Genomic DNA, 18,627 nt, shown 5'->3' on the forward strand with positions numbered 1-18,627 from the left:
ATATAAATGTGAACTACTTGAACTATTTATCTCTTATGAGTATGTTTAATATACAGTATTCTATCCTCTTCTAATCAATATTCCCTTCATATTGGAAGAATCATTATGAGTTCTATAAATCTTTTCTATTTCTGCTTCAGTACATCCAATTAGTATCTTTATCTCAGAGTCTTTTTTATTTAAATCAACTGTGCACATTATAGCATCTATTTTTTGATTTACATCTGTTCCTCTCCATATATCTACTCCACTACCATCCATTGATGTAGTATTCTTTAAATATCCATAATCTACTTCATATATAAACTTAGGATATTTAGGATGACTGGTTCCTTTCGGCCTATCAATGATAATTTCTGACTGTGCTACAAGAGTGTCCAACGCATTCCAAAATTTCATATTATCTTCCATAAAACTCTCCTTTAAATATTATACTTTTATAATCCATTGTCATTTTAAATTTTATACTAATATATAGAAATAATTAAATAATCTTCAACCATATATGTATAGTGTAATTTACACTACCTATGGTAATGTATTAAAAAAATGTTGTTATATATAACACCTTGATGCTAAATATATTTTCAAAACTATTGTGGCTCCTATACGAAGGATTTCAAAATATACATTTTATTAATACGCGGTCATATATAACATAATTTTATACTTTTTCTGTTTAAGATTATAAAAATTCTTATATTTATATAATCATAACTTTATATATTTATAAAATCATATAAATATATAGTATTTATGCGGGTTTCACTAGGTAATTAACTTTTTTAAAATTCTATAACCTCAGTATATATTCTTTTCCTTGATAAAGATTTTTACCTCTATTGCATTCATATGGTATATCTCTAATATATTCAAAGCCTAACTTTTCCAAAACCTTACCAGATGCAGGATTTTCTTTAGCATGCCTTCCCATGATTTCTTTAATATCTAATTGCTCTTTTATAAATGATATTACTTTATTCATGGTTTCAGTTGCATAGCCATGGCCCCAAAAGCTTTTACCAAAGTTATAAGCAATCTCAAATTTTCCGTACTCTTCTTCTAAGTATATAAGAGCTGTACCAACCAACTCTCCTGATTCCTTTAATGTTACAGCCCATCGATACCACTCATTTGATTCTACCTTACTTAATTCAGTTTTCACCCAAGCCACAGTTTTATTTATATCCTCATGGCTTTCCCAAAACATGTACTTTGCAACATCCTTATCACTTTCCCAACATTCAAATACCTGCTTTGCATCATCAATACAAAAAGGACGCAAGCCTAATCTCTCTGTTTCTAATACTGGAGTTCTCATATACAAAACTACCTTTCAAAGTAATATTGGATTCTATGAAAAAATTTAACATCAATTTATATTTTTATAATCTTGTCAATCTACTGAGCAGCTTCATGTAAGTGTCTGTTACCAGTTACAAGTACCAAAATCATCCCCATAATAAACGTAAAAATTGATATGAACTGAGAGGTAGACATAATGCCTACTGTACCACGAACTAAATCTCCTCTAAAGAATTCTAAAACAAATCTCCCTGCACTATAAAATACAAGGTAAAATCCAGCAACTTGACCATCTACCTTTTTATTCTTAGCAATATACAATAGCACAAGAAAATTGAGAAAATCTAAACCACTAGATATCAATTGTGTAGGAATTAATTTAACACCATTAGGCGCAAAATTAGATTGCTTAAATACTACTCCAATGCTACTTGTGGTTTCTTCACCATAACAACAACCAGCTAAAAAACATCCTATTCGCCCAAAGCCTTGAGCTAATGCAACAGCCGGCATTATTAAATCAAAGTACTTTAGAAACTTTAAATTTGATCTCTTACAGTACAGATACCCTCCTAAAATACCTCCTATAATTCCTCCAAAAACCACGAAACCATCTGATATATTTAATAGAACTTTAGGGTTAGCTACTATTTCCTTTATCTCTGTTATGTAATATAATAGCTTAGCACCTAGTATGCCTCCCCCTACACCCCAAATAGCTAAGTAAGAAATCTTCTCTGATTCCAACTTCAACTTTTTTGCTCTGTATTCTGTCAATACATATGCCGCTAATATTCCAAGTGCAATCATCAGCCCATATCCGTAGATCGTAATTGGTCCTATCTTTATCAATTCATTTTTCATAACTCTCTCCTTCTATGATTATCTAAGGTTATTATTAATTTTTACTTAATATCTTGTAGCTTAATTAATAGACCTATTACTTTATAAATAAACCTATCAAGATATAGCTTTGTATATTTATAAATAGCTTCATTTTAAGTCTAAATATTAAATTAGTATATCTTTATACTATAACTATCCTACTTCAAATCAAAATTAAATATGTTAAAATAGAGCTTCGTAAATTCATGAAAAGCTTTATTTTAACTTTAAGCATTAAAGTATTATCTCTGTTAGATGATATCAGCGATTTTATTACAATTAAGTTCTATTACATATCCTCATATACTGGTTCTCCATGAATAAAGGTGGAAGATAATCCAAGCTTCTCGAAGTAAGTACACATCTTAAGACAAGCAAATTTTTCACTAGAGTAGTGAGTACCACCTAGAACATTTACCTTATTATCTTTCTCAAATTTATGAACTTCTGAATATCTTTCAATATCAGTAGATATTCCTGTTATAAGAACCTTAACATCTTCTTCTAGCATCTCAGAGACTGTATCTATGCTGTTTCCTCCGCCTGCTACTATAGCCACTTTTCCAGCTAATATATCACTTTTACCATAACAATACAGTTTTGTTTTGTGTCCTAGCACCTGTGAATACCTATCTTGAAGCTCCTCTATAGTGCTACATTGGGTTTTTCCGATAACTCCACTTAATGATCCAAAATATTTTTTAAAAGGCTTTTCAACTACTATATCTAAGGCATCGGCTAAGGTCTTACTAGTTGAATATTCGCTATAGTTATCTAATGGTACATGCAATATATATATAGGAATTCTATTGATTTTAAACTTTTCTAGTAGTTCTCTATCCATCTGATAAAAAAGCTGACTTCTTCTAATATCCCAGTTAGAAGGATGATGTAAAAACAGCATTGCATCTTTAACATTATCCTCTATAAGCTTTTCCATAACCTCATTTGTTGGAAATACAGCACAATAAACTGACTTTATCTCCTTTGTGAAGTCACATACTAGCCCCATACTCCTTTCCTTGAAATTATCAGAAATATATTCTTCTACTTCTCCCATAAATCTAGCCCAATCGTCACTTAGATCCTTTGATATAAAGTCTTTTTCTAATTTATCATATACATATATAGCTCTCATAAATTCTCCTCTACGTTTTCATAATATCTTAAAAAATTAATGAACAAAAATACTTTTAACCAGTAGAACTAATCCACTTGCTATTAATAAAAATATAACTGATTTTTTTACCGTTTCTTCATTAAGCTTTGAGTCTACCTTAAAGCCTATATACATACCTATAATAACTGCAGGTGCAAGAAATACTGCTGTAGAGATTACAGACTTATTTAATATTCCAGTATATAAATATAGAAAGAATCTAAATATATTATCAACTAAAAAAACACAACAGATATTAGCACGAAATTCACTTCTGTTATCTGTGGTTCTACTTATGTAAGCTACTAAAAGTGCCCCAATGCCATACAGTCCTGCCAAAATACCTGAAAGAACTCCAATTATTACAAGAAATAAAGGATTGTTTTTCTTTTCTGAAGCTTTGCTAGGCTTTCTTGTCCACATTTCTACTGCCATACCTACAACTACAACTCCTAGCAAGGATTTTAGCATCCAATCACTGCCTATTCTTAATAAAAAGGTCCCTGGAACTATACCTGCTAATAGCATAATAGATAATGGTATTACAACTTTAAGGGAAATATTTTTTCTTTCTCTCCAAACTATATAACTGTTAGTTGGAATACTCAGAATAAGATCCACAGGGGTTGTTACTCTATTGGATACAAGAAAGGAAAATAAAGATCCCATAACCAGAGTATTCCCAAACCCAGTTATACTTTTAGTAAAATAAGCTATTAAGGTAGAAATAAAAAGAAATATGTTTTGCATTTTGTCTCCTATGTACTCAAATTAATTTTTAGTAGTAACTCTCTGTCACCATTGAGTACATCTCTAAAGTCTATAAATTTGTGCTTTACCTAATGATGTTATTTGTCCACCATCTAAAGTTATTGCACTTCCTGATTCTGTAGTATACACGTTCTTTTTCCATTTAACTTATTGTAACACTTTTCCCATTCTTTTTCATCTTCTATCCATTTTTTAATTTTATATCCCATATATTAGTTATAACTATTTTGCATTGAATTTCTAGCTTAGGTAATTTACTAGGTTTAGCTGATAAAAACTTTTATACTTTCCTACGAAAAAGACACCCTTTTTAATTATACTTGGTGGGTATTTAGATTTCATGATAGCTTTCTAGACAGATCGAGTAGGAGCTGAATAATTATTTTATTCAGCGTCCTCTCACACCACCGTGCATACCGGTCTGGTACACGGCGGTTCTTTAAGTTGAATGAATTTTAATATATTGATGCGTTAGGCTTTTTAAGCCTAAGTCCGAGAAGAATTTATTTGTAAGAGTTGTGTTTAATATTGCACTATTTGCTACTCGCCAGTATCCTTTACGGGTATTGGCAAACTTTATAGCTTGATAGTGTTCAAGTCCCAGCTTCTTAAGGTTTTTATATCTAGTTCTAACTTTCTTCCACTGTTTCCATATACACATTCTTAATCTTTGCCTTATCCAAATATCTATGTGTTCTACTATTCCTTTGCACTTGGCTATTCCATAATAGTTAATCCACCCAACATTAATTAAGTTAAGCTTCTCTATTCTTTGTTCCAAAGTCATCGGTTTTGACCTAGATAGTATCTCTTTGATTTTATCTTTATGTCGACTCAGTGATTGCTTTGATATAGATGCATATGCTTTTCCATACATTAGGTTTAATGTAAATCCTAGAAATTTTCTTCTCCAAGGTCTATCTACTGCACTCTTCTGTCTATTTACTTTAAGTTTGAGCTTGCCTTCAATAAAAGCAGTTATGTTCTCCATGACTCTTTTACCTGCTCTCTCACTTTTAACATAGATATTACAGTCGTCCATGTAGCGACAGAATTTATGACCTCTCATTTCTAACTCTTTATCTAGTTCATCTAGCATTATGTTAGATAACAATGGACTCAACGGTCCTCCTTGTGGAGTTCCTTCTTCATTTCTTACCACTACACCATTTATCATTATTCCTGACTGAAGGTATTTCCTTATTAGGGATAATACTCTCTTATCCTTAATGCTTCTTGATAATTTATACATTAAGATATCATGGTTAACCTTATCAAAGAATTTCTCTAAGTCCATATCAACAACCCACCTATAGCCATCATTGATATATTGCTCTGCTTTCTTAATTGCGTCTTTAGCACCTCTTTGAGGGCGGAAACCAAAGCTACTTTCAGAAAATCTTCTATCATAGATACTATTTAATTCTTGAGCAATAGCTTGTTGGATAAGTCTATCCAAAACTGTAGGTATACCTAAGAGCCTAGTTCCACCATTAGGTTTTGGAATTTCTACTCTTCTAACTGGCATTGGTCTATACTCACCATTAAGAATACTTTCTCTAATAGATATCCAGTTTGTTTTCAAAAATTGTTTAAGTTTATAAACTGTCATTCCGTCCACGCCGTGGCTACCTTTATTAGAAATTACTCTTTTAAGAGCCAAGTTCATATTATCCTTGGATAATATCCTTTCTAGTGAGCCATATTCAAATCCACTGATTTTCTCCTTTGGAGTTGCCGAGAATTCTCTATGCACTCTTTGCTTATCTTCGAGTTCCACTCTATCTTGGGCACTAGAGCCTAAATATTTAGTTTTCTGCAATCTTTGAGTATTCTGCGAAACTTTCAAACTTGAAAAACCTCCTTAAAGTTCAGTCCTTCATCCGCTATCGCGATTAGCGGAGTTACTATGACTTCTGCTGACTTCTGATAGTTCAGTTACATATCGCTATGTAGGTTACCGCTTAGAAATTCATCTTTGTTAGCGATGTATCTATCAGACCTCCCCAGGTAAGAACAACAACCTTCATCTCATATATCTGCTACATTTACTCCTAGGAATTGGGATAGTGTAGGACTTCGTTTTGTTTAGCAAACTCGTCCGTCCCTAGTAAGCCTTATATGTAGTTCGTGTCCCTCAGACCGAGACTTTGCCTTAGGCTTCCTTCAGATTCCACCTCACGATGGACACCCTTGCCCTTAGCTAGTGGTTCCCACTACCAAGCCCACAGCGGACTTTCACCGCCAAGTTGTTGCCCATGCTGGGCACACTAAATCGAGTAGGAGCTGAATAATTATTTTATTCAGCGTCCTCTCACACCACCGTGCGTACCGGTCTGGTACACGGCGGTTCCTTAAGTTGATTGAATTTTAATATATTGACGCACTAGGCTTTTCAATCCTATGTCCGAGAAGAATTGATTTGTAAGAGTTGTGTTTAAAATCGCACTATTTGCTACTCGCCAGTATCCTTTACGGGTATTGGCAAACTTTATAGCTTGATAGTGTTCAAGTCCCAGCTTCTTAAGGTTTTTATATCTAGTTCTAACTTTCTTCCACTGTTTCCATATACACATTCTTAATCTTTGCCTTATCCAAATATCTATGTGTTCTACTATTCCTTTGCATTTGGCTATTCCATAATAGTTAATCCACCCAACATTAATTAAGTTAAGCTTCTCTATTCTTTGTTCCAAAGTCATCGGTTTTGACCTAGATAGTATCTCTTTGATTTTTATCTTTATGTCGACTCAGTGATTGCTTTGATATAGATGCATATGCTTTTCCATACATTAGGTTTAATGTAAATCCTAGAAATTTTCTTCTCCAAGGTCTATCTACTGCACTCTTCTGTCTATTTACTTTAAGTTTGAGCTTGCCTTCAATAAAAGCAGTTATGTTCTCCATGACTCTTTTACCTGCTCTCTCACTTTTAACATAGATATTACAGTCGTCCGCGTAGCGACAGAATTTATGACCTCTCATTTCTAACTCTTTATCTAGTTCATCTAGCATTATGTTAGATAACAATGGACTCAACGGTCCTCCTTGTGGAGTTCCTTCTTCATTTCTTACCACTACACCATTTATCATTATTCCTGACTGAAGGTATTTCCTTATTAGGGATAATACTCTCTTATCCTTAATGCTTCTTGATAATTTATACATTAAGATATCATGGTTAACCTTATCAAAGAATTTCTCTAAGTCCATATCAACAACCCACCTATAGCCATCATTGATATATTGCTCTGCTTTCTTAATTGCGTCTTTAGCACCTCTTTGAGGGCGGAAACCAAAGCTACTTTCAGAAAATCTTCTATCATAGATACTATTTAATTCTTGAGCAATAGCTTGTTGGATAAGTCTATCCAAAACTGTAGGTATACCTAAGAGTCTAGTACCACCATTAGGTTTTGGTATTTCTACTCTTCTAACTGGCATTGGTCTATACTCACCATTAAGAATACTCTCTCTAATAGATACCCAGTTTGTTTTCAGAAATTGTTTAAGTTCATAAACTGTCATTCCGTCCACGCCATGGCTACCTTTATTAGATATTACTCTTTTAAGAGCCAAGTTCATATTATCCTTGGATAATATCCTTTCTAGTGAGCCATATTCAAATCCACTGATTTTCTCCTTTGGAGTTGCCGAGAATTCTCTATGCACTCTTTGCTTATCTTCGAGTTCCACTCTATCTTGGGCACTAGAGCCTAAATATTTAGTTTTCTGCAATCTTTGAGTACTCTGCGAAACTTTCAAACTTGAAAACCTCCTTAAAGTTCAGTCCTTCATCCGCTATCGCGATTAGCGGAGTTACTATGACTTCTGCTGACTTCTGATAGTTCAATTACATATCACTATGTAGGTTATCGCTTTAGAAATTCATCTTATCAGCAATGTATCTATCAGACCTCCCCAGGTAAGAACAACAACCTTCATCTCATATATCTGCTACATTTACTCCTAGAAATTTGGGATAGTGTAGGACTTTGTTTTGTTTTGCAAACTCGTCCGTCCCTAGTAAGCCTTATATGTAGTTCGTATCCCTCAGACCGAGATTTTGCCTTAGGCTTCCTTCAGATTCCACCTCACGATGGACACCCTTGCCCTTAGCTAGTGGTTCCCACTACCAAGCCCACAGCGGACTTTCACCGCCAAGTTGTTGCCCATGCTGGGCACACAAAAAGTGATTTATGAAAATTTCATAAATCACTTAAATAATTGGAAAACTTATAAACTTTCTTTATTAAACTCTGGTTATATTCCCACCAGTACTTTAACAGCGTCTAATTTTCCTATTAAAATCAAAGCTATTAAGTTGACTATAGCATCCTATCTCTTTCTTACTTTATTAATTAAAGCTAATTTATAACTTCTTAATTTGCTTATATCATGTTTTTCTGCATATATGCCTAATAACATAAGTGAAATACCAGCCCCTAAGCATACTCCTAAAATAAAATCTGGAATAATAGTAAAGCGACTAAAGAATAAACTAAAGGCATTTAATACCATTCCAACTTTAATATAATTATTTAATTTTCTCATATGCGACCTCCTAATCTATATAATATCAATCTCAGCATCCGTTCTTTATACTCATTACCTATAATTAAGATTTATCATCTCATAAATTGCTTCAATGTCTATTAATTCAAAATTGGTTGTATCTAAATCTATTCTCTTGCCATCATCTATATCTAACTTAAAGTCTTTATTGTTAACTCTTTCTTTATATTGTTCTAGATTTTGTATACTTATAATATGCCCTGGATGTCTTTCTCCTGAATTATCTCTACTAATATATCTATCATACAAAACTTCCACTTGACCGTAGCAGTATATTTGTAAAATCCTATACTTATAATTTTCCTTTAACCGCGAAAAAATTTTAGAGGCATATCTGTTTTCAAAGTTCCCCTCTAGGATAAAGGACTTTCCTGTATTACATAATTTCTCTGCAAACATGTAACATAGCTCAAAACTTGTAACTCCAAGTTTTCCTGCCCAACTTTCATCCTTAACTCCTAAGTTATCGAATAATAATTCTTTAATTTCATCTTTATTAATAACTGATAGTTTTAATTTACTTCCTAACTTCTTACTTAATACTGTTTTGCCAGTAGCTGAGGCACCAGTAATTATAATCATTAAACCATCCATATATCCATCTCCTTGAATCATATAGAAATAGCATTACTTTATCTTATTTTGCAGTACTATTGCAGATTCTTCTCCAATAAAAATTACTCCTTAAATAACTCTTTACTTACATTATTAGTTATATCAATATCATTATCATCATAAAATTTTATATTATTACAATTTTTATCTGACGCATCTATTTGTCCATTAATCTTAGCGCTTTCTATAAAATAATCTTCCTTTGGTATATGTATTTTATATTCTACATTATCAAGTGTACATTCTATATATGCAATTTTTTTATCGAAGTTTTTCCCCTCGACGATTATGTATTTATCACTTTTATTACTAACCACCGTACTAAAAAAATAATTATTATTGTATCCTACTGAATCTAATGAATAGTATTCATCACCATTAGCATTAATACCATGAATTACCTCTGCATCTCCAATTTTTTTATTAGCTTCAAATAAGATATACTTTACTTCACCAATTTCTAGTCTTTTTTTTATTTCTATATCACTTTTACTTAATAGGCCATGACCTACATATGATGGTATATCTCCTTTTATCTTGTCTTCACTATAATATGCTTTTTTAGTTCCTATTGAACAGGAACTAATAACTGTAGCAAGTAATATACAGGAACTTGTTACACAAAAAACTTTTTTCATACTTAAACTTATCCTCTCATAAATACAATTATATCCATCTTAATAATACTATTAAATTATCAACTTATTTTCAGTGTTTTGTCAATATATTCTTACAAAGTAACCCTTTCCCATTGAATTTCATTTTGCCTTTTTTGACAATATCTTTAATATATATTACCAATACCAAGTATAATTTATATTCCTAAGTTATTTGGATTTAATATATCATAAATATAATACTTCATTATAACCGATATATCTTTAACTAAATAACTTATATATGTTTTAAAGATATGACTTGTATTTTGGGACAGAAGCTCCGTCCGAAACCACTGAAAAAGTAGCATCTTTTAGACAATAAAAAACGGCTTCTTCAATAAAAATAGATTAAACATCCTTTATTTGTAAAAAACTTCAGTATATCTAATAAAAAGGAGGATACCAGCTTGGCTATCATCTTCAAATTTACCGCTAATGCCGTTAACCGGGCTTGCATGCCCATGCTTCTTAGACCATACCCTTTGGCACGATCTAACCCATGAAATCTCTTCATTTCACCATTTTTCCACTCATTACAGGAACGATTTTTATATTTTTCTAGAAAATCTTGAGTCTTTGCACGTTGACTATACTCGTAGTACTCATGTGCATTTACTCCAACTTCTAAAGTTCTTGCTGACACTTTACCATTAATACATTCAGAACGGTGTGGACAATCTTTACATATTTCTTTGTCAAAAGTATATCTAAAACTTTTTTTACCACTTTTATTGATTTTTGCTTTCTTTTTTACTGTATTGTTTCCATATTTACAATACCATTGGTCGGAGTCTTTATTATAATTAAATTTACTCTCATCGATACGATATACAGATTCACTAACAGGTATATAAGCTTCTGCTTGATCTTCTTTAATTAAGTCTAAAATGGGTTTTCTAAAGTATGCTTTATCACCATAAACTTCTTCCGCTTCAATCCCTGCTGCCTTCGTTAGCTCGTATAATTCTTTAAAACCTGTTCCGTCAACATAAGCTCCATCATGTACTGCTACCGCAGTGATTATACGTTCTGAACCTGTAGTCATTATAAATTCTGTCTTGTATCCAAAAAAACTATCAGTTTTACTTTTGTTTCCCACTCTTGCATCTTGGTCTACTAATGAACGTACTCCTTTTTGTTGAATAAATTTCTCATCGGATATGATTTCACGAGCATTCTTAATAACCGCTGCGGTAGCAGAAGTATCAGGATTTTCTATATGATTTTCTGCTTTCTCCATAAGATCTTCCAAGTATGCTTTCATTGTTTCTTTGGCTACTTTGTGATCGTCGATTGCTTTATAATCAGGAATGTTTGCATCAACACCCTCAGGTATTGACCCTCTTTCTTCTTCTAGGTTCTTTAGGATTTTTTTAGCTAAGTGTTTTAATACTCTCTCAGGAACTAACTTACCTGTATTAGCATGTGTATGAGTAGCATCAATGCTTATACTATGTCCTTTTTATAATTCCTTTTTCAACGCATTGTTTTACAACTTCTTTTATGATTTCATCCATTGTAACTTCTTGTAGTCTATGAACTCTAAATTTAGCAAGAAGACTTGGATGCGGAAGTTCCTCTTCTGGGTTTAAGCCAACAAACCACATGGATGCAAGATTTAAAGAAGTTTCTTCTATTATTTTTTCATCCGATAAATTATATAAATATTGTAAAATCAACAATCTTATCATCATTTCCGGTTCCTTTGCGGGACGGCCATAATATTTGCAATAAGAACTTTCAAGAAGTTTATTAACAAAACTAAAATCCACAGCTTGATCAATTAGTTTCAATATATGATTATCGGGAATTTTGTGGTATAATATAGAATATAGACTGTATTGTTTTGATTGATTTCTTAACATATGGTTGAACCCCCCTTTTTGGTTATGGTTGTCGCAATTCCATTATACCATTTTAAGGGGGTTTTTTGTATTTTATTCTACTTTATTCTGATTTATTTTACATATTTTCAAATATTTATAATATGTTTTTCAGTGGTTTCGCTCCGTCCCCGTGTCCCATTTTAAACGCAAAAAAAACTTCACAAAATGTGAAGTCTTTTTCTATACCATCAAGGTATTTATTCACCTAGCGACCACTTACTCTCCCACACAGTCGCCCGTGCAGTACCATCAGCCGTCTAAGTCTTAACCTTCGTGTTCGGTATGGGTACGGGTGTAACCCTTAGACGCATTATCACTAGATATAATATCTTATTTATGATTATGCATTTTAAAACTATGAAGTCAAACTGGCTTCGGGGTAATTTTTAACGCCTTCTATCGAATGCTAAATTACCCTTCAAATGCATAACATGCATTTGAACAGTATGGGTACGAGTGTAACCCATGAACGCATTATCACTAGATATTGAAAGATTATTCTTTCAAAATTGCACTTAAGTTTACTTTGTAATATTGTTTTGGTTAAGCCCTCGATCTATTAGTATCGGTCAGCTGAACATGTTACCATGCTTACACCTCCGACCTATCAACCTCGTGTTCTTCAAGGGATCTTACTAGCTTATGCTATGGGAAATCTAATCTTGAGGTGGGCTTCACGCTTAGATACCTTCAGCGTTTATCCCTTCCCGACGTAGCTACCCAGCTATGCTCCTGGCGGAACAACTGGTGCACCAGAGGTCAGTCCATCCCGGTCCTCTCGTACTAAGGACAGCTCCTCTCAAATTTCCTACGCCCGCGACGGATAGGGACCGAACTGTCTCACGACGTTCTGAACCCAGCTCGCGTGCCGCTTTAATGGGCGAACAGCCCAACCCTTGGGACCTACTTCAGCCCCAGGATGCGACGAGCCGACATCGAGGTGCCAAACCTCCCCGTCGATGTGGACTCTTGGGGAGATCAGCCTGTTATCCCCGAGGTAGCTTTTTATCCGTTGAGCGATGGCCCTCCCACGAGGTACCACCGGATCACTAAGCCCGACTTTCGTCCCTGCTCCACTTGTAAGTGTCGCAGTCAGGCTCCCTTCTGCCTTTGCACTCTACGAACGATTTCCGACCGTTCTGAGGGGAACCTTTGGGCGCCTCCGTTACTTTTTTGGAGGCGACCGCCCCAGTCAAACTGCCCACCTAACAATGTCCCGTCACCAGCTTCATGGTGCCCGGTTAGAATCCCAGTACTGTCAGGGGTGGTATCCCAAGGTCGACTCCACATCCCCTAACGAGGATGTTTCCCAGTCTCCCACCTATCCTGTACAGACAATACCGAAACTCAATGCTAAGCTACAGTAAAGCTCTACGGGGTCTTTCCGTCCAATCGCGGGTAGCAAGCATCTTCACTTGCACTACAACTTCGCCGGATTTACAGTTGAGACAGTGCCCAAGTCATTACGCCATTCGTGCGGGTCAGAACTTACCTGACAAGGAATTTCGCTACCTTAGGACCGTTATAGTTACGGCCGCCGTTTACTGGGGCTTAAGTTCACCGCTTCGCGTTACCGCTAACGATTCCCCTTAACCTTCCAGCACCGGGCGGGCGTCAGCCCCTATACATCAGCTTTCGCTTTAGCAGAGACCTGTGTTTTTGCTAAACAGTTGCTTGGGCCTATTCTCTGCGACCTACTCTCGTAGGCACCCCTTCTCCCGAAGTTACGGGGTCAATTTGCCGAGTTCCTTAACTGTAATTCTTCCGCCGGCCTTAGGATTCTCTCCTCACCTACCTGTGTCGGTTTGCGGTACGGGCACTACATTTCTCCCTAGAAGCTTTTCTTGGCGACGTAGAATCAAGTACTTCAGCCACAAGGGCCTTCCCATCACACCTTAACTTAGCAAGCGGATTTGCCTACTTGCATGTCTAAGTGCTTAGACTAGCATCCAATAGCTAGCACACTCTATCTTCCTGCGTCACTCCATCGGTAATAACGATTTGCAGTGGTATCGGAATATCAACCGATTGTCCATCACCTACGCCTTTCGGCCTCGGCTTAGGTCCCGACTAACCCTCAGCGGACGAGCCTTCCTGAGGAAACCTTAGGTTTTCGGCCACTAGGATTCTCACCTAGTTCTCGCTACTAATGCCAACATACTCACTCGTAATCAGTCCACCGCTCCTTACGGTACGACTTCAGCCCGATTACGACGCTCCCCTACCCCAGTAGAATAATCTACTAGCCGTAGCTTCGGTGATAAGTTTGAGCCCCGAACATCTTCGGCGCAGGATCTCTCGACTAGTGAGCTATTACGCACTCTTTTAATGAGTGGCTGCTTCTAAGCCAACATCCTAGTTGTCTTAGAAATCCCACATCCTTTTCCACTTAACTTATACTTTGGGACCTTAGCTGACGATCTGGGCTGTTTCCCTTTTGACTACGGATCTTATCATTCGCAGTCTGACTGCCGGACTAATACTATATGGCATTCGGAGTTTGATAAGGTTCAGTAAGCGATATGCCCCCTAGCCCATTCAGTGCTCTACCTCCATTAGTCATATCCGACGCTAGCCCTAAAGCTATTTCGGGGAGAACCAGCTATCTCCGAGTTCGATTGGAATTTCTCCGCTATCCACAGCTCATCCCATGGTTTTTCAACACCAACGTGGTTCGGTCCTCCACGAAGTTTTACCTTCGCTTCAACCCTGGCCATGGATAGGTCACCCGGTTTCGGGTCTACGGCATGCAACTATTCGCCCTATTCAGACTCGGTTTCCCTTCGGCTCCGTACCTTAAGTACTTAACCTCGCTACATACCGTAACTCGTTGGCTCGTTCTACAAAAAGCACATCATCACACACATATGGTGCTCTGATGATCGGTTGTAGGCACACGGTTTCAGGTTCTATTTCACTCCCCCTCCCGGGGTTCTTTTCACCTTTCCCTCACGGTACTTCTTCACTATCGGTCATCAAGTAGTATTTAGCCTTGGGAGGTGGTCCTCCCTACTTCCCACAAGGTTTCACGTGTCTCGTGGTACTCTGGAGCAGAACTATGGTCTTCTTGTTTCACTTACAGGACTATTACCTTCTACGGTGTATCTTTCCAGATATCTTCAATTACAATAGCCACCACATTTATGTTCTGTCCGCAACCCCAAAGATAAATCTTTGGTTTGGGCTCTTCCGATTTCGCTCGCCGCTACTGACGGAATCGATTTTTCTTTCTCTTCCTCTAGGTACTTAGATGTTTCAGTTCCCTAGGTTTACCCTCCTATAGCTATGTATTCACTATAAGATACGTAGGGTTACCTACGTGAGTTTCCTCATTCGGAGATCTTTGGATCACAGGCTATTTGCGCCTACCCAAAGCTTATCGCAGCTTGTCACGTCCTTCTTCGGCTCTTGATGCCAAGGCATTCACCATGCGCCCTTTCTAACTTAACCTATGTCGTGTCATTATAATCTGCGCACTACTTCGTCAGCTCGGTCACTGCGGTGCTCACTTGTTTGAAACAAGCTCCGCTCCTCGTTCGGTCGCTTCCTCGTATTGCTTGATTCTAATGCCACTCCGAATTTGCTTCGCAAATTCTGCGTATGACTTATAGATGTACTGTTCACACTGGTGTGCGTTTGTACTAGGTATAATTCATTGCATAGATGCGTTGAACTAGTAGAACTACTTAGTAAAATGGTTAGTTTTAAGAAGTAATAGTTCGCAAATTCATTACTGACTTCAATACTAGCGTGCATTGTTTAGTCAGTAGTTATATTACAAAGAATTAGTAAATATCTTTACTTTAACTTATGTGCAATTTTCAAAGAACAATCTGAGATACTTGGTATCTCAAAATTAAACAGAGTAAATAACAACCAGAATTCGTGTATATTAAGACTGAAATGCATCAGTACTTAATAATTTCTCCATAGAAAGGAGGTGATCCAGCCGCAGGTTCTCCTACGGCTACCTTGTTACGACTTCACCCCAATCCTTTGACCCTACCTTCATTTGGCACGCCTCCCTTACGGGTTAGCTCACAGACTTCGGGTATTGCCAACTCTCATGGTGTGACGGGCGGTGTGTACAAGGCCCGGGAACGTATTCACCGCGACATGCTGATTCGCGATTACTAGCAACTCCGGCTTCATGTAGGCGAGTTTCAGCCTACAATCCGAACTGGGACAAGTTTTGAGATTTGCTCCACCTCACGGTCTTGCGTCTCTTTGTACTTGCCATTGTAGCACGTGTGTAGCCCTAGACATAAGGGGCATGATGATTTGACGTCATCCCCACCTTCCTCCCGGTTAACCCGGGCAGTCTCGCTAGAGTGCTCAACTAAATGGTAGCAACTAACAATAAGGGTTGCGCTCGTTGCGGGACTTAACCCAACATCTCACGACACGAGCTGACGACAACCATGCACCACCTGTCTTCCTGTCGATACCAAAGGTACCGACTTCCCCGGTTAAGGGTAATTCAGGAGATGTCAAGTCTAGGTAAGGTTCTTCGCGTTGCTTCGAATTAAACCACATGCTCCGCTGCTTGTGCGGGCCCCCGTCAATTCCTTTGAGTTTTAATCTTGCGACCGTACTCCCCAGGCGGGATACTTATTGTGTTAACGGCGGCACGGAGGTATCGAAACCCCACACCTAGTATCCATCGTTTACGGCGTGGACTACCGGGGTATCTAATCCTGTTTGCTCCCCACGCTTTCGAGCCTCAGTGTCAGTTACAGTCCAGAAAGTCGCCTTCGCCACTGGTGTTCTTCCTAATCTCTACGCATTTCACCGCTACACTAGGAATTCCACTTTCCTCTCCTGCACTCTAGATATCCAGTTTGGAATGCACATTTTTAAGTTAAGCCCAGGGTATTTCACATCCCACTTAAACATCCACCTACGCTCCCTTTACGCCCAGTAAATCCGGACAACGCTTGCCACCTACGTATTACCGCGGTACGCTGGCACGTAGTTAGCCGTGGCTTCCTCCTTGGGTACCGTCATTATCGTCCCCAAAGACAGAGCTTTTACAACCCGAAGGCCTTCATCACTCACGCGGCGTTGCTACATCAGGGTTTCCCCATTGTGCAATATTCCCCACTGTCGCCTCCCGTAGGAGTCTGGACCGTATCTCAGTTCCAATGTGGCCGATCACCCTCTCAGGTCGGCTACGCATCGTCATGGTGAGCCATTACCTCACCAACTAGCTAATGCGCCGCGGGTCCATCTTATAGCGGATTGCTCCTTTGATTTTCATTTCATGCGAAACGAAAATGTTATGCGGTATTAATCTTCCTTTCGGAAGGCTATCCCCCTCTATAAGGCAGGTTACCCACGTGTTACTCACCCGTCCGCCGCTAAGAAAGCTCCGAAGAACTTTCTCCGCTCGACTTGCATGTGTTAGGCACGCCGCCAGCGTTCGTCCTGAGCCAGGATCAAACTCTCAATTTAAAGTTTAATCATAGCTTACTTACTTAGTAAGTCTTTTTTCAAAAGAATTGCTGGTTTAAGTCTAGTTTTAGACTTTGTTTATTTTACTCTGTTTAATTTTCAAAGACCAAGTTTATTTTGCTGCATTTCTGACAGCTCATTTATCTTACCACCGTAAGATTTCTTTGTCAACATACTTTTTAAATTTATTTTTAAATCTTAATTTAAAACTTAAATTTAAATTTCTGTGCTTTGTCGCTTTCTGTTCCAGCGACATGACTTATAATATCATATAGTTCTTCTTCAATATAAATCTAAGGTATTGTGAGCAGTAAATACTTGTCTTTTAATCTGTATATCTATTCTTTTCGACATTTTTCACTAATTGATACACTTGGTACTGTTTTTGCCGAGTAAGTGGTTTAAATATACTAAACTCTCTTATTTATCATAGGATATATTTAAATACAGAAGAAAAACTAAACTATAGGGAATCAACTTCAACTATTAATTTATATTTTCAAAGGTTTCAAGATTTACTTAATACAAGTTATACAAATAGTCTATTTAATTAAAATGTAAATGACTTAGTAGCATAATTAGCTTGATCCTTTATATTTATTTTAAACATAAGTATAGGCATTGCAGGCACGTTATTATAAAAACATCTTATACTTAACATTAATAAATTAATTCAAGAAACTTGTTAAAATATTATAACTTATAGGAGGTACTTTATGGCAAGACCTAGAACCCCACGTTTTAAACTTTCTAGGCATCTCGGTGTGAATGTATTTAATCACCCAAAAGCTTTAAACCGTGGAATAAAAAAACATAAGCTATCTGAATATGGAGAACAGCTATTAGAAAAACAAAAGTTAAAAGCTTACTATGGAGTTATGGAAAAACAATTTAGAAGATATGTTAGAGAATCTTTATCTGCAAAGGAGAGACCTGAGCAATTATTAATTCAAAACCTAGAAAGAAGATTAGACTCAATAACTTATAGATTAGGCTTTGCCCCTACTCTAAGAATGGCAAGGCAGATGGTAAACCATGGTCATATTTTAGTTAATGGCAATAAAGTAGATATACCATCCTATAGAGTAAATGTAAATGACCTTATATCTCTTAAAGAGAAGTCTAGAAAAATAGAGGAGTTCGTTTCTAACTTTACATCTATACCAGTAATGGTTCCCTACATGTCAAAAGACAGTGCTAATTTCTCTGGTACACTTGTGAGGCTACCTCTTTTAGAGGAAGTTCCAATAGACGTTAGGCCTATAAAAGTTTTCGAATTTTACTCAAGAGTCTAAGTAAACTAAAAAGTATCTACAAA

At 36.6% G+C, this 18,627-nt stretch carries 10 protein-coding genes, 3 rRNA genes and 2 pseudogenes; 1 reads left to right on the forward strand and 14 read right to left on the reverse strand.

The genetic code is table 11. The annotated features are described in order from the left end of the window. Positions 1-60: 60 nt before the first annotated feature. From C1I91_RS19700 to C1I91_RS19775, 14 genes and pseudogenes are all read right to left on the reverse strand, one after another. Positions 61-411 carry an inorganic pyrophosphatase gene (locus tag C1I91_RS19700; RefSeq protein WP_128214409.1) on the reverse strand — a complete coding sequence of 117 codons (351 nt, stop codon included), beginning with the start codon at positions 409-411 and terminating at the stop codon, positions 61-63. Between the two features lie 382 nt (positions 412-793). Next, the gene (locus C1I91_RS19705; protein ID WP_128214410.1) at positions 794-1,321 is read right to left on the reverse strand and encodes a GNAT family N-acetyltransferase; all 528 of its coding nucleotides are present in this window, start codon (positions 1,319-1,321) and stop codon (positions 794-796) included. Between the two features lie 80 nt (positions 1,322-1,401). After that, positions 1,402-2,169 (reverse strand): prolipoprotein diacylglyceryl transferase, encoded by a 768-nt coding sequence (locus tag C1I91_RS19710; protein WP_128214411.1) that lies wholly within the window; start codon positions 2,167-2,169, stop codon positions 1,402-1,404. Positions 2,170-2,479: 310 nt separating this feature from the next. Next, positions 2,480-3,328 carry a Nif3-like dinuclear metal center hexameric protein gene (locus C1I91_RS19715; RefSeq protein ID WP_128214412.1) on the reverse strand — a complete coding sequence of 283 codons (849 nt, stop codon included), beginning with the start codon at positions 3,326-3,328 and terminating at the stop codon, positions 2,480-2,482. Positions 3,329-3,364: 36 nt separating this feature from the next. After that, entirely contained in the window at positions 3,365-4,099 is a 735-nt protein-coding gene (locus tag C1I91_RS19720; RefSeq protein ID WP_128214413.1) for a sulfite exporter TauE/SafE family protein, read from the reverse strand. Positions 4,100-4,559: 460 nt separating this feature from the next. Next, complete coding sequence (ltrA, locus tag C1I91_RS19725) at positions 4,560-5,969, reverse strand: group II intron reverse transcriptase/maturase (protein ID WP_205694238.1); 1,410 nt, start codon at positions 5,967-5,969, stop codon at positions 4,560-4,562. Positions 5,970-6,474: 505 nt separating this feature from the next. Beyond that, positions 6,475-7,885, reverse strand: a pseudogene (gene ltrA, locus C1I91_RS19735) (group II intron reverse transcriptase/maturase). 573 nt (positions 7,886-8,458) lie between these two features. Continuing rightward, positions 8,459-8,674: a hypothetical protein gene (locus tag C1I91_RS19745; RefSeq protein WP_128214414.1), complete on the reverse strand. Its 216-nt coding sequence runs from the start codon at positions 8,672-8,674 to the stop codon at positions 8,459-8,461. A gap of 54 nt (positions 8,675-8,728) precedes the next feature. Next, positions 8,729-9,289: an AAA family ATPase gene (locus C1I91_RS19750; RefSeq protein WP_164880597.1), complete on the reverse strand. Its 561-nt coding sequence runs from the start codon at positions 9,287-9,289 to the stop codon at positions 8,729-8,731. 83 nt (positions 9,290-9,372) lie between these two features. After that, the gene (locus C1I91_RS19755) at positions 9,373-9,948 is read right to left on the reverse strand and encodes a hypothetical protein (protein ID WP_128214416.1); all 576 of its coding nucleotides are present in this window, start codon (positions 9,946-9,948) and stop codon (positions 9,373-9,375) included. A gap of 355 nt (positions 9,949-10,303) precedes the next feature. Then, a pseudogene (locus C1I91_RS19760) lies at positions 10,304-11,834 on the reverse strand (IS1182 family transposase). Positions 11,835-12,058: 224 nt separating this feature from the next. After that, a 5S ribosomal RNA gene (gene rrf / locus C1I91_RS19765) occupies positions 12,059-12,176 on the reverse strand. Between the two features lie 218 nt (positions 12,177-12,394). Continuing rightward, a 23S ribosomal RNA gene (locus C1I91_RS19770) occupies positions 12,395-15,305 on the reverse strand. A gap of 483 nt (positions 15,306-15,788) precedes the next feature. Beyond that, a 16S ribosomal RNA gene (locus C1I91_RS19775) occupies positions 15,789-17,309 on the reverse strand. Together the 16S, 23S and 5S rRNA genes form the textbook arrangement of a ribosomal RNA operon. 716 nt (positions 17,310-18,025) lie before the next feature. On the opposite strand from C1I91_RS19775, the gene rpsD reads away from it, so the two are divergent. Next, positions 18,026-18,604, forward strand: coding sequence for a 30S ribosomal protein S4 (rpsD, locus tag C1I91_RS19780; RefSeq protein WP_128214417.1), 579 nt, complete (start codon positions 18,026-18,028; stop codon positions 18,602-18,604). The last annotated feature ends 23 nt before the right edge of the window (positions 18,605-18,627 follow it).

The organism is Clostridium manihotivorum, assembly GCF_004015185.1.
Classification (GTDB): domain Bacteria; phylum Bacillota; class Clostridia; order Clostridiales; family Clostridiaceae; genus Clostridium_AR; species Clostridium_AR manihotivorum.